The following is a 20899-nucleotide window of genomic DNA, read 5'->3' as shown; positions in this document are numbered from 1 at the left end:
TGCGCGTGCGCTGCCACGGGAGACCATAGAATGAGTATCGATTTCCTTCCGCCCGACGTGGACGAACTGACGCCGAAGATCGCGGTGATCGGGGTTGGCGGCGCTGGCGGCAATGCCATCGCCAACATGATCCGCGCCGAGGTGCAGGGCGTCGAGTTCCTGGTCGCCAATACCGACGCGCAGGCGCTGAAGCAGTCGGTCGCCCCGCAGCGCATCCAGCTGGGCGCGAAGATCACGCAGGGCCTGGGCGCGGGCTCGCGGCCCGAGATCGGCCGTGCGGCGGCGGAAGAGACGATCGAGCAGGTCCAGCAGTCGCTCGAAGGCGCGCATATGTGCTTCATCGCCGCCGGCATGGGCGGCGGCACCGGCACGGGTGCGGCGCCGGTGATCGCCAAGGCGGCGCGCGAGATGGGCATCCTCACCGTCGGCGTCGTCACCAAGCCGTTCGCCTTCGAAGGCAAGCGCCGCGCGCAGTCGGCCGAGGCGGGCATCGAGGAACTGCAGAAGTATGTCGATACGCTGATCGTCATCCCGAACCAGAACCTCTTCCTGATCGCCAACGCGAACACGACCTTCAAGGAAGCGTTCGAGATGGCCGACGAGGTGCTGCAGCAGGGCGTGCGCGGCATCACCGACCTGATGGTGATGCCCGGCCTGATCAACCTCGACTTCGCCGACGTCCGCTCGGTGATGCAGGAGATGGGCAAGGCGATGATGGGCACCGGCGAGGCGGACGGCGACGACCGCGCGCTGATCGCCGCCCAGAAGGCGATCGCCAACCCGCTGCTCGACGGCGTCAGCATGAACGGCGCCAAGGGCGTGATCGTCTCGATCACCGGCGGCGAGGACATGCGCCTGCTCGAGGTGGACGAGGCCGCGAACCATATCCGCGAGCTGGTCGATCCGGACGCGAACATCATTTGGGGTTCGGCGTTCAATTCCGAGCTGGAAGGCCGCATCCGCGTGTCGGTGGTCGCCACCGGCATCGACGCGAATGTCGAGAACCGTCCGGCGGCGCCGGCCGAGCAGCCGCGCGTCTTTTCCTTCTCCACCCCGCGCCGCACCACCGCGGCCGCTGCGCCGGAGCCGGTAGCGGCACCTGCGCCGGTCGCTGCGCCTGAGCCGGCACCGGCTCCGGTCGCCGAGGAAGCGCCGGCTCCCGCCGCGCCGACGCCCGAGCCGGTCGCTGCCGCGCCTGCACCGGCCCCGGAGCCGACCCCGCCGGCTCCGGCTTCGGACGAGTTGCTGCTCGGTGCCGACACGATGGTCCCGGCACCGACGCCTGCTCCGGCCGCTGCGCCTGCGCCGGCCCCCGAGGCTCCGGCCGGCCGCCGTCGCTGGCTGACCGGCGGCGACGAGGATGCCGATACCCGCCCGCGTCCCAAGACCGGCGGCACGCTGTTCGAGCGCATGGCCTCGGCCTCGCGCGGCACCAAGGCCGCCGAGGAAGAGGACAAGGATCCGCTCGACATCCCGCGGTTCCTGCGCAGCCAGAACAACCAGTAAGGCGCAGGGGTGGCACGGTTCGCCGGGCCACCCTTCGCTCCGTCAGCGGCGGTTCAGCGCCGCGGCACTAGCGGTTAGCCCACCATGATCAGCAAGAAACATCTCGGCATCGGCGCGTTCGCGTCGGCGCTGCTCCTCGGCGCACATCCGGCGCTCGCGCAGACCGAAGTGGTGCAGGCGCACAATCCCGATGCGGATGCGCTCGCCACCCAGATGCGCGTGCTCGCCGAAAATCCGCGCGATATCGAGGCGCTGGTCGCGGCGGCGCGGCTGAGCACGCGGCTGGGCGACCTGTCGGGTGCGCTCGCGCTGCTCCAGCGGGCGGAAGACATCGAAGCGACCAACCCCCGCATCGCCAGCAACCGCGCCGCGGTGCTGGTGCGGCAGGGTCGGCCGGGCGAGGCGCTGAAGCTGTTCCAGCAGGCCGAACAGCGCGGCGTCGATCCGCGCGAGTTCGCCGCCGATCGCGGCTTCGCCTATGACCTGCTCGGCCAGCCCTTGCTCGCCCAGCGCGACTACAAGCTGGCACTGGCGACCAGGCGCGAGAACGACGTGGTGCGGCGCTATGCGCTGTCGCTCGGCATCAGCGGCGATCGGGCAGGGGCCGAGCGCGAGCTCGACGCGCTGCTCCGCGCCCAGGACCGTGCGGCGTGGCGCGACCGCGCCTTCATCCTGGCGATGAACGGCGATGTCGCGGGTGCCGAGAAGATCGCCGGCACGGTGCTGCCGGGCGCGGCGGGGAAGAACCTGCTGCCCTTCTTCCGCCGGATCGCGACGCTCGGCCCCGCCGATCGCGCCTTCGCGGTGCATTTCGGCGAGCTGACCGCCACGCCCGCGCGGCTGGCCGATGCGCGGATGGCGCCGTCGCTGCCGGCCTATACCGGCCCCGCGCCGGTGCAGATCGCGCAGACCACGCCGGTGACGCCTGCCACCACGCCGGTGCGCACCGATACCCGCGGACGCCGCGGTGCCGCGACGCCGAAGACCGCGCCGATGCAGGTCGCCAAGGCGGAGGTGGCACCCATCGCCCGCGCCGTGCCGAGCCAGCCCGCGCCGCAGCCGGTGGCGCCGCAGCCGACGCCGACGCCGCAGCCGACTTGGCGGCCCACGCCGGTCCCGCAGCCGAGCCCGGCGCCCCGTCCGATCGTCCAGCCGACCCCGGCGCCGCAGCCCGAGGTCCGCTACGTTGCCCCGGCGAATTCGCCGCTCGCCTCGATCATCGCCAATATCGACGTGCCCGCCAGCGAGCGCACGCCCGCGGCCCGCCCGAGCACCGTCGCGCCGAAGCCGGTTGTCGCGGCCAAGCCGATCGTCACCGTCCGTCCCAAGCCCGAGCCCAAGCGGCCGGTCGTCGCCGACGAGGAGGAGGCCAAGCCGGCCAAGCCGGGCGCCCGCAAGGGCGCCAAGGTAGAGGACGAGGCCGATGCGAAGCCCGTCAAGCCGGGCGCGAAGAAGGGCGCGCGGGTCGAAGAGGATACTGACGCCAAGTCGACCAAGCCCGGCACGCGGAAGGGCGCCAAGCCCGCGGACGACGAGGATGCCAAGCCGGGCAAGGGCAAGAAGCCCGAGCCCAAGAAGCCGGATCCGAAAAAGGCTGATCCCGAGCGCGTCTGGGTGCAGGTGGCGAGCGGCGCGAACGAATCGACGGTCGATCGCGCCTGGAAGGGCGTCGCGGCCAAGTCGCCCAAGCTGCTCAAGGCGCGCGGCGGCTGGTGGATGCCGTTCAAGGCGACCAACCGCATCGTCACGGGGCCCTTCAAGACCAGCGGCGAGGCGCAGGCCTTCGTCAACAAGCTTGCCGGGGAAGGGGTCTCGGCCTTCGTCGTCACCAGCGAGGCGGGGCAGAAGGTCACCAAGATCGCGCCTTGACCCTTCGCAAGGGCGTCCGGCTGGGCTAGGGCGCGCGGGTGAAACAGCTTTCCTCCTGGGCCTGTATGCCCGGCCAGACGCGCGGGCGCCTGCATCCCGAGGCCGGGGGCGGCGCCCGCGGCCCGCGCGACGCCTTCCAGCGCGACCGTGACCGGATCATCCACTCGATCAGCTTCCGCCGGCTGCGCCACAAGACGCAGGTGTTCCTGGCGCCCGACGGCGACCATTTCCGCGTGCGGCTCACCCACAGCCTGGAGGTCGCGCAGATCGGCCGCGCCATCGCCCGCGCGCTGGGGCTGAACGAGGATCTCACCGAGGCGCTGTGCCTCGCGCACGATATCGGCCATCCGCCCTTCGGCCATGCCGGCGAGGATGCGCTGGAGGCGGCGCTGGCGGGGAAGGGCGGGTTCGACCATAACGGCCATACGCTGCGCACGCTGACCCTGCTCGACAGCCCCTATCCGATGTGGAACGGGCTGAACCTGACCTGGGATACGCTGGAGGGCCTGGCCAAGCACAACGGCCCGATCCACGAACCGCAATGGGCGCTCGCCGCCGCCGATGCCGAGTTCTCGCTCGAGCTGGACAGCTGGCCCTCGCTCGAGGCGCAGGTCGCGGCGATCGCCGACGACATCGCCTATGACAATCACGACATCGACGACGGCCTGCGCGCCGGGCTGCTGACGCTCGACCAGATCATGGCCGTGCCGATGATCGCCGCGGCCTGGGCGGACGTGGAGGCGCGCTTTCCCGGCGTGAGCGCGAAGCGGCTGACCGGCGAGCTGATCCGCTCGCAGATCGGGCTGATGGTCAACGACTTCATCGGCGAGACCAAGGCGCGCATTGCGGACTCGGGCGTGGAGACGGTCGACGATATCCGCCGCGCCGGGCGCTGCCTCGCCGGCTTCTCGCCCGCGATGCGCGATGCCGAGCGCGGGCTCAAGCGGTTCATGTACGCGAACTTGTACCACCATCCGAGCCAGCTGGCGGCGGCGGCATCGGCGCGGCAGGTCGTGTCGGGACTGTTCGCGGGCTATGCCGCGGAGCCAAGCCTGATGCCGCCGGAATGGCGCGAGGCGCTGCCCGCGGAGGAGCCCTGGCGCAGCCGCCATATCGGCGACTTCATCGCCGGCATGACCGACCGCTACGCCATCGCGCGCTACCGCGAAGTGTGCGGCACGATCGACCTGCCCGAGGGGTTCTAGGCACCAGCCGGCGCAGGACGATCAGCGCGGGCCCTGCAGATAGCCGTTGATCTGCGTGTCGAAACGGCGGGCAGCCCCGGCGGCCGGATCGTGGCTGCGCGCCAGCGCCGCGAGCAATTGCCGCGCGGCGCCGCCGTGGCGCTTGCTGGCGAAAAGCGCGAGGCCGTTCTCGGCGACGGTGGAATCATAGTCGGTCGCGCCGGCGACGCAGACGAGATAGCGGACGACATTGTCCAGCCCCGCCGGATCGAGCGGCACCGTCTCCACGCTGTCGCTGCCCGCCAGCGCCTTGGGATAGCGGGCGTAAAAGGCGTCGACCAGCGCGCCGCCGACCTTGCCGCTCGCCTGGAGCGCCGCGCAACTCGGCAGCGGCAGGCCTATCGCCGGCGCCGCGCTGGCCGATGCCGACTGCTTTGCCGCGGCGGGGCGGAGCATCGGCAACAGCGCGTCGTAGCGCGCGGCACAGTGCGGCACGGGATGATCATGGCAGCTCGTCGCACGGCTCTTTGCCCAATTGGCATCTTCGCTGCGGACCGGGGCAGCCGGGATCACGCCTTGCGCGGCGCCCGACAGCAGCGCGGCGCGGCGCTCTGCGACGTTTACTGCGGCGTGAGCAAAGGCCACCCGCGCCGCCTCGCCGCCGGACTGCGCCGCCTCGTCCCCAAGGCTGCGGAGCGCGGCGCGGAAGGCGGCGGCAGCCTGCGGGGTATCGACCGAGCGTCCTGCTGCCGCGATCGCGGTGTCGGCACAGGCAACCAGCGCCGTCGCATTCCCGACGGCCCGCGCTCGGCACGCAGCATAGGCAATGTCAGCGCCTGGTCGCGGCGGTGCTGGTGCCTGCGTCGCATCAGGGCTGGGCGCTTCGGCCGTGGGACTGCCGCAGCTGGCGAGCGCAAGGGCCAGGGCGATGGCGAATACGGATCGACGCATGCCGTCGATGTATCGGTTGCCCGAGTGGTGGTAAAGCGTGGCCGCCATGGGGCTCTCCGAGAACGCGAGAGCCCCGAGTGAAGTCAGAACGCCGCGCTCACCGAGAACACCACCTGGCTGCCCGCGATGGTCGAGCCGTCCTTGGTGCTGGAGAAATTGGGCAGCAGATACGTGCTGTCGCGCTTGGTGATGCTGGTATCGACATAGGCGACGCCAAGCACCACCTTGCCCAGCGCGAGGTCCGCGCCGACCAGCCAGTCGGCATAGCTGCCCGTGGGGGCGACGCTGGTGCCGTTGGGGCCGAGGCCCTTGTTGCCGTCCGAATAGCCGAGATGCGCCTTGAGCGTGATCGGGGTCTTGGGCACCGCGGTGCTGACATCGCCCCAGATGTAGAGATTGTCTTCCTTGTCGCCGTCCCTGCTTTCGGGGGTGTTGCTCCAGTTGCCGAGCGCCTGCTGCGGCGGGGCATAGGCGACGCCGGCCAGCGCCGAGACGGGGCCAATGCTGCCGCTGAGCTTGACATAGGGCTCGGCGAAGTCGGTCTTGGAGGCGCCGCCCGGATACATGTACCAGGTGAGCCCCACGTCGAGCGCCGCGCCGCCGCCGATCGGCAGCTTGTAGCCGCCGACCACGTCCAGCTCCATGTTGGCGCCGCCGAACGTGCCCCAGCCGGACAGGTTGGAACCCCAGAGCGACCCGTAGAGGCCGCTCTCATGGGTGACGGTGAGGCCGCCCTGGATCGCCATTTCCTTGTCGGTCTGCGAGACGCCGCGGAAGCGATAGTCCGATACGAGCGCGACGCTGCCCGATACGGTCACGGGCGGGGGCGGGGCAGTTTCCTGCGCAAAAGCGGGCGCGGACAGGCCGAGCAGGGCTGCGGCGGCAACACGAGTCTTCATGGAAACTTCCCTCTCGGTAGCGAGTGAAAGTTCCAGCCTGCGCCGGCGCGGCGACCCGTTCTCAAGGACGGGACTGTCGCGCCGATATTCCATCTTCGCGCCGCAGCATTGCCGCTTCTTGGCTCAATTGTAAGAAAGTGTTGCTCGCCGCAAGGCCCAGCCAGCGCAACATTTCGTTACAGCCAGGCAAGTGTGAGGCAACGCCGGGTGCGTAGATGGGAGGAACAGGAGAGAATGCTCCCAACGATGAGGACTGCCACCATGAAGCTCGCAACCATCGCACTGATTTCTGCGACCCTGGTCGCCGCGCCGGCGGCCGCCCAGTCGCTCCACGAAACCCATGAGCGGGTCTGGATGCCCGCCGGCAAGAGCCAGATCGTCACCTGGCGGATGAAGGACCATAAGCCCGCCGCCACCCAGGCGCATCACCAGGCCGGCAAGCACCAGTATCTGCCCACCCGCAAGGTCCCGAGCGAAGAAGCCCGCCGCGAGACCGGCAGCAGCACCGTCGGCGCCAGCGAATAAGTTTCAGTTCCGTCCCCCCAGAACGGAAAACCCCGCGGTCGCCCAGGCGGCCGCGGGGTTCTTATTTTTCCGGGAGCCGGCGGGGCGTCGCTTAGCGCGACGCGACCTGCACCTTGGTCACCTTGGGCACGCGGAACGACACGCGGGTGCCGGCGGCGTTGCCATCGACCCAGCCGTTGCGCACGACGAGGCGGAAGTTCTGGTTGCCCGGCTTGGCGACGCCTTCCAGGACCTGCACATCGCCCTTGGTGGTCGAGGTGTAGGTGTAGGTCACGCCGTCACGGGTGAAGCTGCGGGCGTCAGCGTTGTCGGCTGCGAAAGCGGGGGCGGCGGCGAACAGGGTAGCGGCGAGTGCGATGGTGAAACGCGTCACGATCTTTCTCCTTCGTTGGGCCAAAAGAGCCAGATCGGCATCCTTCGTATGTTCTTGATAGACAATTTGTTGCGCTGCAGCAGATTCGACAACCGCAAAGCGCGGGGGTCATGATTGCGCCTCGCGCAACTGTGCGGCGGCGGGACGAACGGCTGGCCGATGCGACGAACCGTTGGCCGCTGGCAAACTCCTGCGACAATCGCACGGTAGAAGGGGGACCAGTCAGCGGAGTGTAGCCGATGGCGGGTATGAGTATCGCGTTGAATCGCTTCGGTTTGGGTGCGCGCCCGGACGATAGCCTGGGGGACGAGCCGCGCGCGTGGCTGGCGCAGCAGCTGGACCGCTATGTCGCAGCACCCCCGCCGATGGCGGGGCAGCCGGGCAGCGGCACGCTGGTCGCGCAATTCGCCGCCTATCGCGAGCAGATTTCGCAGTTGCGGAAATCCGCGCAGCCGGCAGCGCCGCCGCCGGCAATGACGTCCAGGCCCGCCGCGGCGATGGCGCCGCTCGTGCCGCAACCGCCGATCGTCCAGACCGGCGACGATCCGGCAGAGGCGCTGCGCAAGCAGTTCGGCCAGCAAAGCCGCGAGCTCTACAACGGCGCCGTCACCGCCCGCGCGCTCGCCGCCCTCCAGTCGCCCGCGCCCTTTGCCGAGCGGCTGGTGCATTTCTGGGCCAACCACTTTGCCGTCTCGGGCGACAAGATGGAGGTGACCAACCTCGCCGGCGCGTTCGAGTTCGAGGCGATCCGCCCACATGTGATGGGCAGCTTCCGCGACATGCTGTTCGCCGTCGAGCGGCATCCGGCGATGCTGCTGTTCCTCGACCAGGCGGTGTCGGTAGGGCCGAACAGCCCGCTGGCGGTGCGCGCGGGCAACCGGCCCAACGTGCGCCGCAACCTCGGCCTCAACGAGAATCTCGCGCGCGAGATCATGGAACTGCACACGCTCGGCGTGCGCACCGGCTATAGCCAGGCCGACGTCACCGAGTTCGCGCGGGCGATGACCGGATGGACCGTCGCCGGCTTCGGCCGCGGACCCGTGGCGAAGTTCACCGGCGCGACCGGCCGTCCCGGCGACTTCGTCTTCGCCGATGCGATGCACGAGCCGGGTACGCGTACCATCCTCGGCCAGCAATGGCCGCAGGCGGGCGAGGCGCAGGCGGCGGCGGTGCTCGACCATCTCGCCACGCACCCCGCCACCGCCCGGCACATCGCCACCAAGCTCGCCCGTCATTTCGCCGGCGACGATCCGCCGCCCAAGCTGGTCGCGCGGCTGGAGGCGAATTTCCGCAAGACCGGCGGCGACCTGCCGAGCCTCTATCGTACCCTGATTGCCTCGCCCGAATGCTGGGCGCCGGGGACGGTGAAGTTCAAGTCGCCTTGGGAATGGTCGATCTCGGCGATGCGCGCGGTCGGCACCCAGCAGCTCCAGCCGAACGCGGTGCCGGGGCTGATGAATCAGCTCGGCCAGCCGGTGTGGAAGCCGGGCTCGCCGGCGGGCTGGGACGATGTCGCTGGCGCCTGGGCCGGACCCGATGCGGTGCTCCGCCGGGTGGAGGCCGCCGAGCGGATGGCGCAGCGCACCCGCGACCAGATCGACCCGCGCGCCCGCGCCGCCGCGATGTTCCCGGAGGCGCTCAGCCCCGCCACCGCCCAGGCGATCGCGCGGGCGGAAAGCAACAGCCAGGGGGTCGCGCTCTTGCTCGTCGCGCCCGAGTTCCTGCGGAGATAGCGTCATGATGCTCCACCGTCGCCACTTGCTCGCCGCCGGCGCCACCGCGCTGCTGGTCTCGCCGCTGGGCGCGCGCATGGCCTTCGCCGCCGCGCCGACCGAGCGGCGTTTCGTCTTCCTCATCCAGCGCGGCGCGGCCGACGGACTGGGGATCGTCGCCCCCGTGGGCGACCCGGCCTATGCCGGCGCGCGCGGCGACCTCGCCGCCGACTTCGCCAGCGCGCCCAAGCTCGACGGGATGTTCGCGCTGCACCCGGCGATGCCGAACATGCTCGGGCTCTACCAGGCCAAGCAGGCGCTGTTCGTCCACGCCGTCGCCTCGCCCTATCGCGACCGTTCGCATTTCGACGGTCAGAACGTGCTAGAGACCGGCGGCGTCTCGGCCTACCAGCTCAAGGATGGCTGGATGAACCGGCTGCTGCGGCTGCTGCCCGACGGCGACAAGGCGATCGCGCTGGCCGCCGCGGTGCCGATGGCGCTGCGCGGCCCGGTGGAGGTGGCGAGCTACGCGCCCTCCTCGCTGCCCGAGGCCTCGGACGACCTGCTCGCGCGGGTGACGGCGATGTACGAAGGCGACCGCCAACTCCACCCGCTCTGGCAGGAGGCGATGGCGACGCGGATGCTCACCGGCGACCTCGGCAGCGACGGGGGGAAGAAGGCAGCGGACACCGGGACGCTGGCGGCCAAGCTGCTCTCGGCCCCTGGCGGCGCGCGCATCGCGATGATCGAGACCGGCGGCTGGGACACCCATTCGGGCCAGCGCGGACGGCTTGGCGGGCAGCTCAAGGGCCTCGACGCGATGGTCGCGGCGCTCAAGACCGGGCTGGGGCCGCATTGGGACAATACGCTGGTGGTGGTGGCGACCGAGTTCGGCCGCACGGTGAAGGCCAACGGCACCGGCGGCACCGATCACGGCACCGGCTCGGTCGCGATGCTGCTCGGCGGCGCGGTGCAGGGCGGCCGGGTGCAGGCCGACTGGCCCGGGCTGGGCGACGCGGCGCTGTACGAGGGGCGGGATCTCAAGCCCACCACCGCGCTCGACGTGCTGATCGCGAGCGCGGTCTCGCGGCATTTCGGGCTGGCGGCTGCGCAGACGGCGAAGGCGCTGTTCCCGGAGATGACGGCGGCGGCGGGGATGGAGGGGTTGGTGCGGGTTTGAATAGAACTTCAGCCCGATTCGATTTCGTAAGGTCCACTCGATCTGAGCAGTAGCATTTGACGTGCTTTGGTTAGTATCGTGCGTTCAGCGCGAGCAAACGTGTCGGCGAGATTTGTGCCTCATTCCGACGCGAGGAAAGGCTGGAAAAGCGTGTAGACAATCGTGGCGTGTGGTGCGACCTCTATCTGCGGTTGACGTGGGCAGGTTCGGGAGGTTGATTTCCTAATGGCGAATAAGGTGTTTTGGTCTTGGCAAAGCGATCGGCCCGGTATCATTTCTCGCCATTTTGTGAAGAGCGCTCTCGAGAAAGCTCTTGTTGTCGTCGGTGACGAGCTGGGCTTAGATGAGAGCGAGCGGGCTGAGCTTGACCACGATACTAAGGGGGAAGCTGGATTGGTTTCTATCCCTGACAGCATTCTCCGTAAGATTGACAATGCATGCGTATTTGTAGGTGATTTGACTCCTGTCGCTCGAAGTGACCAGGGTCGCTGGATTGCTAATCCAAACGTACTCATAGAACTTGGATACGCGAAGAAAGCCATCGGGCCTGAGATGGTCATACTCGTTTGGAATGACGCCTGGGGTGGGTGTGGTCCGGAGAACCTGCCATTTGACCTGCGGCACCGTCGAGCTCCAATCACCTACTCGCTCGCGGATGGCGCTTCTCGAACTGAACGCGATCGTGTTGAAGCAAACCTCACGCGCAGTTTTGCTGATGCGCTAAAGGCCTGTCTGCGCCGAGTCACTCCCGCTACGCCGGAATCAGTTGTTTGGCCTGAAAGGATTCAGGCGCGTGTCGATGATCCTTCGGTTTGGTTTGGCAAAGGTGCTGTCGCTAATGTCAATGCAGGCAATTCTTTCGGAGTCGATCGATTAAGCTTTGATGAGGCTGGACGATCATACGTAAGAGTCCTTCCTCATGCGTGGCCGTCGGGGCTTCGTGCAGATGCTGTTGTGAGTGATGGTAGCATCAAGATAATGCCCTTAGGTGATAGAAATGGACTAAGCTACGGGCCGACCCGCGGAGGTGTCATCTCGTATCATAGTCGTGATCGAAGTAATGATCGGGCAACCTGTGATACAGCTACGCAATGGTTTGCTGCGAATGGTGAGCTGTGGGGTTTTGACAGCAGAGTTGCCTTCGAGCAAGGTGCGGGCAAAGGCTTAGCGACCGTATACGTTGTTGAGTGTTGGTTGAGATTTCTTCGAAGAGCCCGGGACTTTTATGATCATCATGGAGTTAATGGGCCGTTCATTGTCGAAATGGGGCTTACCCAGCTTGAGGATTTGCAGTGGCCGAGGCAGGGAATCTTTCCGACCAGCAATGTCGGTGTCGAGAGTACCGCAGTAGTGAAAATGCAACTGGCGGCCTTATCTGAAGATGAGCGTCTTCGGGTGACTCTAGCCGCGCATGGAGCGATGAGGGGAGCTTTCGGGCTGTGGGAAGACGAGGCTGAATTTCAAAAGATTGTCCGAGAAAATCGACATCCGTAATTTATTTGGACCTTCGTGTCATCGAAGGCGACAGCGCGCCGCATTGCATGTGAATGGCTGATTTTCAGCTTCCTGCTCGCTCCTAGTCAGATGGTGTAGGCTTTCGCTGACTTAGCCTTGTATCTCAAAGTGCTTGGCTGACGGTCCCGCCCGCCGCATCCCAATAGGGATGACGGCGCCGCGCCACTGCGCTACAGCCGCCGCTCCCATTCCCCATTGGATTGCTCAATGACGCTTTATGCTCGTTTCGCCGCGCATCTGAATCTGGCCCTGGATGCGCTCGTCCTCGCCGGCGATCTGCCTGCGGGGCTGGAGCGACGCGCGATCACGGTCGAGCCGCCGCGCGATCCGAGCCATGGCGATCTCGCCACCAATGCCGCGATGGTGCTCGCCAAGCCCGCCGGCACCAATCCGCGCGCGCTCGCCGAAAAGCTGGTCGCCGAGCTGGAGAAGCTGGACGAGGTCGCGGCTGTGTCGGTCGCCGGCCCCGGCTTCATCAATATGACGCTCCAGGAGGACAGCTGGCGCGGCGAAGTCGCCGCGATCCTGCAGGCCGGCGCCGATTATGGCCGCTCGTCGCTGGGCGCGGGGACGACGGTCAACGTCGAATATGTCTCGGCCAACCCGACGGGCCCGATGCACATGGGCCATTGCCGCGGCGCGGTGGTGGGCGATGCGCTGGCGAGCCTGCTCGAATATGTCGGCCACAAGGTCATCCGCGAATATTATGTCAACGATGCGGGCGGCCAGGTCGACGTGCTCGCCCGCTCGGCGCATCTGCGCTACCGCGAGGCGCTGGGCGAGACGATCGAGATCCCCGAGGGGCTCTATCCGGGCGACTATCTGAAGCCGGTCGGCGCGCAGCTCGCCGCCGACTATGGCGACAAGTACGTCGATGCGCCCGAGAGCGAATGGCTCGCGCTGTTCCGCAAGACCGCGGTCGCGGCGATGCTCGTCATGATCAAGGACGATCTGGCGCTGCTCGGCATCCATCACGACCTGTTCTCGTCCGAGGCCGAGCTGCAGGCCGCCGGCAAGCCCGAACAGGCCGAGGCGTGGCTGCGCGAACGCGGGCTCGTCTATGACGGCGTGCTCGAGGCCCCCAAGGGCGAGACGCCCGAAGACTGGGAGCCGGTGGAGCTGCCGCTGTTCCGCTCGACCCAGTTCGGCGATGACCAGGATCGCCCGATCAAGAAGTCGAACGGCCAGTGGACCTATTTCGGCGCCGATCTCGCCTATCACTTCCAGAAGGCGCAGTCGGCCGACCAGCTGATCGACATCTGGGGCGCCGATCATGCCGGCACGGTCAAGCGGATCGTCGCCGCGGTGCAGGCGCTGACCGGCGGCGAGACGCGCTTCGACGTCAAGCTCGTCCAGATGGTCCGCCTGCTGCGCGCCGGCGAGCCGGTGAAGATGTCCAAGCGCGCGGGCAATTTCGTGACCCTCGCGGACGTGGTGCGCGAAGTGGGCAAGGATGTGGTGCGCTTCACCATGCTCACCCGCAAGGCCGATGCCCAGATGGACTTCGACTTCGCCAAGGTGCTCGAGACGTCCAAGGAAAACCCGGTCTTCTACGTGCAATACGCCCATGCGCGCGTCGCATCGGTGCATCGTCGTGCGGCCGAGGCGGGGATCAGCCTGGCCGAGGATGCGGACCTGTCGCTGCTCGACGGGCGCGAGCTGGCAGTGGCCAAGCTCGCCGCGCAGTTCCCGCGCGTGGTGGAAGCGGCGGCGAGCGCGCGCGAGCCGCACCGCATCGCCTTCTATCTCTATGATCTGGCGGCGGAATTCCACGCGCTCTACAATATGGGCAACGACTCTGCCGATCGGCGTTTCCTGATGGTCGAGCAGCCGGCGCTCACCCGCGCGCGGCTGTTCCTCGGGCGCTCGGTGCAGCAGGTCATCCGCAACGGCCTCGCGCTGATGGGCGTGGAGGCGGTCGAGGAGATGTGACGGCGATGCGCGGCCGGTACGACGACAGCGAGCGGCTCCCCTGGCTGGAGACGGTGGAGGAGGCCTATGAGGAGCCGCGGCAGGGCCGCGTGTTCGTCACGGTCTTCCTCGCCCTGCTCGTGCTGGGGGCTGCGGGCGGCGTCTATTACTGGCTGCGGCACCAGGCCTCGCGCGACGGCAATGGCGCCCTGATCGCGGCGCCGGCCGAGCCCTACAAGGTGCGGCCGGACCAGCCGGGCGGGATGCGCGTCGACGGCGAGGGCGACATCGTCTTCCGCACCAGCCAGGGCGGGCCGAGCGAGGCCGGCATCAATGTCGGCGCGCTGCCCGAGGCGCCGGTCGAGGGGCAGAAGCCGCGCGCGACGCCGCAGACCGGCCCCAAGGCAAGCAGCAGCGCGACGATCGCGCTCCCTGCGCCGACCATCGTCAAGCCGACGCCCACCCCCAAGGTGGCGGCGGCGAGCGCGGCGGGCGAGGGGGCGGGCGCGCTGGTCCAGCTCGGCGCCTTCCCCAGCGAGGGCGCGGCCAATCTCGCCTGGACGCGGATGTCCAAGCGGTTCGTCTATCTGGCGCCGCTCGGCAAGCTGGTGGTCCCCTTCGCCACGCCCGAGGGCAAGACGGTGTATCGGCTGCGGGTGAACGCCGGCAGCAATGGCCAGGCGCGCGAGATTTGCGGCAAGCTGAAGGTCGCCGGCGAGAACTGCTTCGTCGCGAGCTGACGGGGGTTGCAGGGCCGGCCGGATCGGTTAGGCCTTGCGCCCATGAAGCCCGTGATCTTCGGCCTTTCCGGCCCGACGCTTACCGACGACGAACGCGCCTTTTTCCGCGAGGCGGCGCCGCTCGGCTACATCCTGTTCAAGCGCAACTGCGTGGATCCCGTCCAGATGCGCGCGCTGACCGACGATCTGCGGAGCTTGCACGGGCGCGACGACCTGCCGATCCTGATCGACCAGGAAGGTGGCCGCGTCGCGCGGATGCAGCCGCCGGTGTGGCCGGCCTTCCCGACCGGCGCGGCGTTCGATGCGCTGTACGAGCGCGCGCCGATCTCGGCGATCGAGGCGGCGCGGGCGAACGGGCAGTCGCTCGCCGCGATCCTGCGCGAGGCGGGGGTGACGGTGGACTGCGCACCATTGCTCGACGTCGCGGTCGAGGGCGGCACGCCCGCGATCGGTGACCGTGCCTTCGGTCGCGATCCGATGCGGGTGGCTGCACTCGGGCGTGCGCTGCTCGACGGGCTGCATCGGGGCGGCGTGGTCGGTGTGATCAAGCACATGCCGGGGCATGGCCGGGCGATGGTCGACAGCCATCTCGAACTGCCGCGGGTCAAGGCGAGCGCCGAGGAACTGGAGGCGGATTTGCTGCCGTTCCAGCGTCTGGCCTCCGCGCCGATGGGGATGACCGCGCATATCGTGTTCGAGGCGTGGGACCCCGAACTGCCCGCCACGCTCTCGCCGACGGTGATCCGTGACGTGATCCGGGGAAAGATCGGCTTCGACGGGCTGCTCTTCACCGACGATATCGACATGAAGGCGCTCTCCGGCACCGCAGGCGAAAAGGCCGAGCGCGCGCTGGCGGCGGGCTGCGACGTGGTGCTCGATTGCTGGGCGCGGATGCCGGAGATGGTGGAGATTGCCGGGCGGATCGGTGACGCGCCGGCGGTGTGCGTCGAGCGGCTGGCGCGGGCGATGGGCTCGGTAGGCGAGGCCGAGGACGTGCCGCTCGCCGAACTGCTGGCCAAGCGGGATGCGCTGCTGGGGGTGAGCTAGGCCTTAGCCCCTCCCCTTCAGGGGAGGGGTTGGGGTGGGGCAGTGTCTCACCGAGACCAACTGACCTTCTGGAATCCCTCCACCCCTAACCCCTCCTCCCAGGAGGAGGGGTTTAGTAGTGCGGAATTGCCTGGGGGGCTCCCCCCTCCTATGACCACCCGGTGGACGGGGGCGACGACATTCTGAAGATCGAGGTCGAGGGCTGGGAAGGCCCGCTCGACCTGTTGCTCGCGCTCGCCCGCACGCAGAAGGTGGATCTGCGCCAGATCTCGATCCTCGAGCTGGTCGAGCAGTATCTCGCCTATGTCCATGCCGCGCGGGAATTGCGGCTGGAGCTGGCGGCGGACTATCTCGTGATGGCGGCGTGGCTCGCCTATCTCAAGTCCGCGCTGCTGCTCCCCCGCAACCCTGCCGAGAGCCCGAGCCCCGAGGAACTGGCGCTGCGCCTGCAGCTCCGGCTCGAACGGCTGAGCGCGATGCGCGAGGCCGGCGCCCGGCTGGTCGCGCGCGACCGGATGGGGCGCGACGTCTTCCCGCGCGGCGCCCCCGAAGGCCTGCGCGTCCAGCGCCAGGCCAAGTGGGAAGTCGAGATCTACGACCTGATCGCCGCCTATGGCCGGATCAGCGCGCGCACGCGGCCGGTGATGCACGTCGTCGCCCACCGCGACGTGATGACGCTGGAGGCGGCGCTGGAGCGGCTCTCCACCCAGCTCGGCACGCGGATCGACTGGTCGGTGATCGAAAGCTTCCTTCCCGAAGGCGCGAGTGACCTGTACCGCCGCTCGGCGCTCGCCTCGTCCTTCGTCGCTGCGCTGGAGCTGGCGCGGCAGGGGCGGCTGGAGATCCGGCAGGACGCGCCGTTCGCGCCGCTCTACCTCAAGGCGATCCCGCAATGATCGACGCCGGCGATCCGATCCGCGCGGTCGAGGCGGTGCTGTTCGCGTCCGAAGCGCCGATGAGCGTCGACGAGATCCGCGCCTATGTGGGGCCCGAGGTCGACATCCGCGCGGCGCTGGCGGCGCTCGGCGACTTCTACGCGGGGCGCGGCATCGAACTGGTCCGCCGCGGCGATCGCTGGCACTTCCAGACCGCCGCCGATCTCGCCCATCTGCTCCGCCGCGACCGGGAGGACAGCCGCAAGCTCAGCCGCGCGGGCATCGAGACGCTGGCGATCATCGCCTATCACGAGCCGGTGACACGCGCCGAGATCGAGGCGATCCGCGGCGTGCAGATCTCCAAGGGCACCATCGACGTGCTGATGGAGGCGGGCTGGGTGCGCCCCGCCGGGCGCCGCGAAGTGCCGGGGCGGCCGCTGATGTATGCCACCACGGCCGGGTTCCTCAGCCATTTCGGGCTGGCCAGACGGCGTGACCTGCCGGGGATCGAGGACCTCAAGGCGGCGGGGCTGCTCGATCCCGTCGATCTCGCGCTGGAACAGCTCGATGCGGCCGAGGCGGCGGCGGAAAGCGAAACTGTAACGGACGAGGAATAGGCGGATCATCCCGGATTCGGCCGGTACAACCATGGTACAGGGTGATCAGCCGTTGCCGTGGGGAGCCGCGGGCCTTAGATAGGTCGGGATATCAAGGAGAATTCTCATGGGTAGCTTCAGCCTGATGCACTGGCTGGTCGTCGGCATCATCGCCATCCTGCTGCTGGGCGGCGGCCGTTTCTCCCACATGATGGGCGACGTTGCGAAGGGCATCAAGAACTTCAAGAAGGGCATGGCCGAGGACGACACCCAGACGCCGCCGACCCGGATCGAAGGCAAGCCGGCCCCCGAGCCGGGCTATACGCCGGAAGCCGAGCGCGCTCGCGAGGAGCATCGCTGAGCCTTTCCCGGGCCACCGGTGAAGCTCGGCGGCCCGGAATTTGATCGCAGCGCGCCGGGCAACCGGCGCATGCCGTGCGAGTGGATGCGCCGACAGAATGTTCAATATCGATTCCGGCGAGTTTTTGGTCGTGGCCATCGCCGCCCTCATTTTCATCGGGCCGAAGGACCTGCCGCGGGCGATGCATTTCGTCGGCAAATGGGTCGGCAAGGCGCGCGCGGTGGGGCGGCAGTTCCGTTCGGGCATCGATTCGATGGTCCGCGAGGCCGAACTGGCCGAGCTGGAGAAGCAATGGGCGGCGGAAAACGAGCGGATCATGCGGCAATATCCGCCGCAACCGCTCGCCGCGCCTGAAACGCCCGCGATCGAGCATGTCGCGCACGACTCGGTCTCGCACGATCCTGCCCCGCACGACCATGTCGCGCAGGACGGCGATGCCCCGGTGATGACGCCGCAGCCGGAGATCCATGCCGATCCGGCGCCGGTCGAGGTTGCGGCGCCCAAGCCGGCCGCGAACGACGCCAAGCCCGTTCCCCCCGCCAGCGAAGTGAAGCCGTGAGCGAGATCGACGACACCCAGGCCCCGCTGCTCGAACACCTGATCGAGCTGCGCAAGCGGCTGGTCTGGTCGATCCTGTCGCTGCTGGTGGCGTTCGGCGGCTGCCTCTATTTCGCGCGCGGCATCCTCTCCTTCCTCGTCGCGCCGCTCAAGACGGCGGGGCAGGCGAGGATCATCAACACCGATATCTTCGGCGGCTTCCTCGTCGAGGTGAAGGTGGCCTTCTTCGCCGGGCTGATGATCGCCTTCCCGATCATCGCCAACCAGCTGTGGCAGTTCGTAGCACCCGGCCTCTATCGCCGCGAGAAGCAGGCGCTGCTGCCCTTCCTGCTCGCCACGCCTGTCCTGTTCATCGCCGGCGCCTCGATGGCCTATTTCGTCGCCATCCCGGTGGCGCTGAAGTTCCTGCTGGGCTTCCAAGGCAATCTCGGCGGGGTGGAGCAGACCGCGCTGCCGGACGTGAACAACTACCTCAAGTTCATCATGCAGTTCATCTTCGGCTTCGGGATCTCGTTCCTGCTGCCGGTGCTGCTGATGCTGCTCGAACATGCCGGCATCGTCACCTATGAGCAGCTCAAGGGCGCGTGGCGCTATGCCATCGTCGCCTCGGTGGCGATCGCCGCGGTGCTGACCCCGCCGGACGTCGGCTCGCAGCTGCTGCTGGCCGGCCCGCTGATCGGGCTGTATTTCCTGTCGCTGGTGGCGATCTACTTTACCCGGCGGCGGCGCGAACGCACGGCGGCGGCCGAGACGGAAGCGGCGGACGGCGAGACCGAGGCCCAGACCGCCGAATAAGCGAAGCCCCCGCCGCAGCGATGCGGCAGGGGCTTGCTGAAATCCTTACTTGGACTTGTCGGCCGCGTTGGCGACGGTGTCGCCCGCCGAGGCGACGTCCTTGCCTGCACCTTCCACCGTATTGCAGGCGGCGATCAGCAGCGTGCCGGCAAGCGCGGCGGCGGTGATGAGTTTACGCATCGAAAATCTCCTTCATTCCCCGTTGGCCGGGACGAGGGTTCAATGCGGCGCGCGTGGAAACGTTCCTGCAGCCGAGCGCAGAGCCGCCGAGCGAGGATTTATCCAGCGATGTCAGGAAGGAAGTAGGCCCGGAAGCGTCACCGGGGGGGGGGGAGGGTAGACGCTTCCGGGCCCATGTCGTGGACAGCGAGAGCGGGGGGGCAAAGGTCGCTATCCGAAGTGTAGAACGTCGACCCCGTCGCGCGGTTCCATCACTTCGGACGATTTTTTCAGAAGCGTCCGGTGATCGCGATCGTGGTCTCGTAGGCACCGACCAGCGGGTCGTGGTGGAGCTGGGTGCGGAGCTGCCGGGCGAGGCCCAGCAGCACGCGGCCATAGCGCTTGTCGACCAGCCCCTCGAAGACCGGACCGCCGACCAGCGCCGGCGAGGAAACGCGCAGCACCGCGCGATCGGCGTCTTCGGGCGCCTTGATCGAGATGCGAATCTGCGCGGCTGAATTGCAGCTGACCGCAAGTTCGATGATCTCGGTGAGCAGGAAGGAGACGGCGATCGCCACGTCCTGCGTGACGAGCAGCGATTCGACTTCGAGCGTGATGCCCATCCCGCGCGCCTGTTCGGAGGCGGTGGCGCGCAGATTGGCGGCGAGCTCGCCGATCACCGAGCGCAGCTCCAGCCCGCGATTCTCCTCCATCTCCGCATAATGGTGGCGGTGGACCACGGCGAGCGCATCGACCCGGCGCTGGATCGAGGCATAGGCGTTGGCCGCCTCCTCGCCCTTGGCGGCGCGCGCGTGGAAGTTGATCAGGCTGGAGATCACCTGCAGGTTGTTCTTCACCCGGTGATGCACCTCGCGGGTGAGGCGGGTCTGCTGGACGAGGCCCTTGGCGAGATCGGCCTCGTGCGCCTGCACGGTGCGACTGATGTCGCTGAACGTGTCGCCCAGCTCGCGGATTTCCTGCGCGGGGATGGGGCCCAGTCGCTCGGTGTCGATCACGTCGCCGGGCTGATAGTTGGCGACGCTGCTGCGCAGCTGGCGCAAGGGGCGGATCAGCAGGATGTCGACGACGAACCAGCCGATCGCCGCGGCGGCGATCCACATCACCACCAGCAGCACCGTCGCGATCACCAGCGGCGAGGTGATCGGCGCGCCGGGCATGGTGGTTTCCAGCGCGAGATCGTCGATGCCTAGATTGCTGCGCAGGCTCTTGCCGCGATCGAGCGGGCCGTTGTCCTTGAGCGCGCGGAGCGTCAGCCGGTCGCCATGGCCGATCAGCGCCGCGCCATATTCGGGCACGAAGCCGCTCGGGCGAGCAAGGCCGGCGAGCAGGTCGCGGGGATAATAGGCGGTGGCGGTGGCACCGTCGCTGCCGCTGATCCGCAGCAGCAGGCCACCGGGCACGATTCGCGCGGCGACGTCGCTGCGGGGGGTGTCGGCCATGCGGATCTGGTCGAACGCGCGGCCGCACAGGGTCCGTCCCCGCCGGTCCAGAACGACGAAATGCGCCTGGCCCTGCGCGGCATAGGTGCCCGCGAGGCGGGTGCAGCTAGGGGCGTCCTCGGGATTGCGCTCGAGCGCGGCGAGCGCTTCGCCGAGCTGGGCGACATGATTCGCCAGCAGGTTTTCGAGGTTGCCCGCGCTTTCCTGCGCAGTGACGCTCAGCCGCTCGCGCGCCTCGTCATCGGCGCTGCGCGTGGTCTGCAGGGTAGTGAACAGCGCAATCAGTGCCAGCGGCAGCAGCGCGCCGACCAGGATCAGGAAAACCTTTGCGCCCGTGGGCAATCGCCCGAGCGCCGCCGAGAAGCCTCGGCCGCGGAGCGGAGAATCCAGGCCATTCATGGGTGGATTCGTTTAATCGAGCTTCTTCAGCAGGTCGAGCAGGTCATCCGGCACCGACTCGTTCAGCGTCTCGTCATATGTACGGCGCAATACATCCCCCACGTCGGGATTTGGGCGCGGCTTCTTGTCGCTCCCTTTCTCCGGCTGCGGCTGCTTGCCCTGATCATCTTTAGCGGAATGCACCAATTCCCCCCTAAGGGTCCGGAAAATGTCCGGACACCCGGACGAATGAACGATGTGACCGCTACCGCGAATAGTGATAACGACGCCGAGTGCAAGCACCC

21 protein-coding genes are annotated in these 20899 nt (G+C 68.2%); 15 read left to right on the top strand and 6 right to left on the bottom strand.

What is annotated here, in order from left to right; all coding sequences use genetic code 11:
• The first annotated feature begins 30 nt into the window (after positions 1–30).
• The 3 genes from ftsZ (at position 31) to ABIC65_RS18235 (ending at position 4580) form a co-directional block, all read left to right on the top strand.
• Positions 31–1506, top strand: a complete 1476-nt coding sequence (gene ftsZ / locus ABIC65_RS18245) for a cell division protein FtsZ (RefSeq protein WP_354310593.1) — start codon at positions 31–33, stop codon at positions 1504–1506.
• Between the two features lie 84 nt (positions 1507–1590).
• On the top strand, positions 1591–3375 hold the full coding sequence (locus ABIC65_RS18240) for an SPOR domain-containing protein (protein ID WP_354310592.1): 1785 nt from the start codon (positions 1591–1593) through the stop codon (positions 3373–3375).
• A gap of 38 nt (positions 3376–3413) precedes the next feature.
• A complete protein-coding gene (locus ABIC65_RS18235; RefSeq protein ID WP_354310590.1) occupies positions 3414–4580 on the top strand; it encodes a deoxyguanosinetriphosphate triphosphohydrolase in 1167 nt (388 codons plus the stop codon).
• A 21-nt stretch (positions 4581–4601) separates the two neighbouring features.
• On the opposite strand, the gene ABIC65_RS18230 is transcribed toward ABIC65_RS18235, so the two are convergent.
• Positions 4602–5510, bottom strand: coding sequence for a hypothetical protein (locus tag ABIC65_RS18230; protein ID WP_354310589.1), 909 nt, complete (start codon positions 5508–5510; stop codon positions 4602–4604).
• Positions 5511–5593: 83 nt separating this feature from the next.
• Positions 5594–6409, bottom strand: a complete 816-nt coding sequence (locus tag ABIC65_RS18225; RefSeq protein WP_354310587.1) for a TorF family putative porin — start codon at positions 6407–6409, stop codon at positions 5594–5596.
• Positions 6410–6670: 261 nt separating this feature from the next.
• Between ABIC65_RS18225 and ABIC65_RS18220 the strand changes: the two genes are divergently transcribed.
• The gene (locus ABIC65_RS18220; RefSeq protein WP_354310585.1) at positions 6671–6934 is read left to right on the top strand and encodes a hypothetical protein; all 264 of its coding nucleotides are present in this window, start codon (positions 6671–6673) and stop codon (positions 6932–6934) included.
• Between the two features lie 91 nt (positions 6935–7025).
• Here ABIC65_RS18220 and ABIC65_RS18215 read toward each other — a convergent pair whose 3' ends face one another.
• Entirely contained in the window at positions 7026–7307 is a 282-nt protein-coding gene (locus ABIC65_RS18215) for a hypothetical protein (protein ID WP_093297561.1), read from the bottom strand.
• Between the two features lie 239 nt (positions 7308–7546).
• Between ABIC65_RS18215 and ABIC65_RS18210 the strand changes: the two genes are divergently transcribed.
• From ABIC65_RS18210 to tatC, 11 genes are all read left to right on the top strand, one after another.
• Entirely contained in the window at positions 7547–9040 is a 1494-nt protein-coding gene (locus ABIC65_RS18210; RefSeq protein ID WP_354310583.1) for a DUF1800 domain-containing protein, read from the top strand.
• A gap of 4 nt (positions 9041–9044) precedes the next feature.
• Complete coding sequence (locus ABIC65_RS18205) at positions 9045–10199, top strand: DUF1501 domain-containing protein (protein ID WP_354310581.1); 1155 nt, start codon at positions 9045–9047, stop codon at positions 10197–10199.
• A 225-nt stretch (positions 10200–10424) separates the two neighbouring features.
• Positions 10425–11693, top strand: a complete 1269-nt coding sequence (locus ABIC65_RS18200; RefSeq protein ID WP_354310580.1) for a hypothetical protein — start codon at positions 10425–10427, stop codon at positions 11691–11693.
• A gap of 228 nt (positions 11694–11921) precedes the next feature.
• Positions 11922–13646 (top strand): arginine--tRNA ligase, encoded by a 1725-nt coding sequence (gene argS, locus ABIC65_RS18195; RefSeq protein ID WP_354310578.1) that lies wholly within the window; start codon positions 11922–11924, stop codon positions 13644–13646.
• A gap of 5 nt (positions 13647–13651) precedes the next feature.
• The gene (locus tag ABIC65_RS18190) at positions 13652–14365 is read left to right on the top strand and encodes an SPOR domain-containing protein (RefSeq protein WP_354310879.1); all 714 of its coding nucleotides are present in this window, start codon (positions 13652–13654) and stop codon (positions 14363–14365) included.
• Between the two features lie 42 nt (positions 14366–14407).
• Positions 14408–15412, top strand: coding sequence for a beta-N-acetylhexosaminidase (gene nagZ / locus ABIC65_RS18185; protein ID WP_354310576.1), 1005 nt, complete (start codon positions 14408–14410; stop codon positions 15410–15412).
• A 161-nt stretch (positions 15413–15573) separates the two neighbouring features.
• Positions 15574–16308: a segregation and condensation protein A gene (locus ABIC65_RS18180; RefSeq protein ID WP_354310575.1), complete on the top strand. Its 735-nt coding sequence runs from the start codon at positions 15574–15576 to the stop codon at positions 16306–16308.
• Positions 16305–16904, top strand: a complete 600-nt coding sequence (scpB, locus tag ABIC65_RS18175; RefSeq protein ID WP_354310574.1) for an SMC-Scp complex subunit ScpB — start codon at positions 16305–16307, stop codon at positions 16902–16904. Before ABIC65_RS18180 ends, scpB begins: the two co-directional genes overlap by 4 nt.
• Before the next feature lie 106 nt (positions 16905–17010).
• Complete coding sequence (locus ABIC65_RS18170; protein ID WP_121078261.1) at positions 17011–17244, top strand: twin-arginine translocase TatA/TatE family subunit; 234 nt, start codon at positions 17011–17013, stop codon at positions 17242–17244.
• Between the two features lie 97 nt (positions 17245–17341).
• Positions 17342–17803 carry a twin-arginine translocase subunit TatB gene (locus ABIC65_RS18165; RefSeq protein ID WP_354310572.1) on the top strand — a complete coding sequence of 154 codons (462 nt, stop codon included), beginning with the start codon at positions 17342–17344 and terminating at the stop codon, positions 17801–17803.
• Positions 17800–18597, top strand: a complete 798-nt coding sequence (tatC, locus tag ABIC65_RS18160; RefSeq protein WP_354310571.1) for a twin-arginine translocase subunit TatC — start codon at positions 17800–17802, stop codon at positions 18595–18597. Before ABIC65_RS18165 ends, tatC begins: the two co-directional genes overlap by 4 nt.
• A gap of 45 nt (positions 18598–18642) precedes the next feature.
• Here tatC and ABIC65_RS18155 read toward each other — a convergent pair whose 3' ends face one another.
• From ABIC65_RS18155 to ABIC65_RS18145, 3 genes are all read right to left on the bottom strand, one after another.
• Positions 18643–18777, bottom strand: coding sequence for an entericidin A/B family lipoprotein (locus tag ABIC65_RS18155; protein WP_121078255.1), 135 nt, complete (start codon positions 18775–18777; stop codon positions 18643–18645).
• Positions 18778–19046: 269 nt separating this feature from the next.
• Positions 19047–20615: a sensor histidine kinase gene (locus ABIC65_RS18150; protein ID WP_354310570.1), complete on the bottom strand. Its 1569-nt coding sequence runs from the start codon at positions 20613–20615 to the stop codon at positions 19047–19049.
• Positions 20616–20627: 12 nt separating this feature from the next.
• Complete coding sequence (locus tag ABIC65_RS18145) at positions 20628–20897, bottom strand: NepR family anti-sigma factor (RefSeq protein WP_354310568.1); 270 nt, start codon at positions 20895–20897, stop codon at positions 20628–20630.
• Positions 20898–20899: the final 2 nt, after the last annotated feature.

Source organism: Sphingomonas trueperi, from assembly GCF_040545665.1.
Taxonomy (GTDB): Bacteria; Pseudomonadota; Alphaproteobacteria; order Sphingomonadales; family Sphingomonadaceae; genus Sphingomonas; species Sphingomonas trueperi_B.
This window is presented reverse-complemented; position numbering and strand designations above follow the sequence as displayed.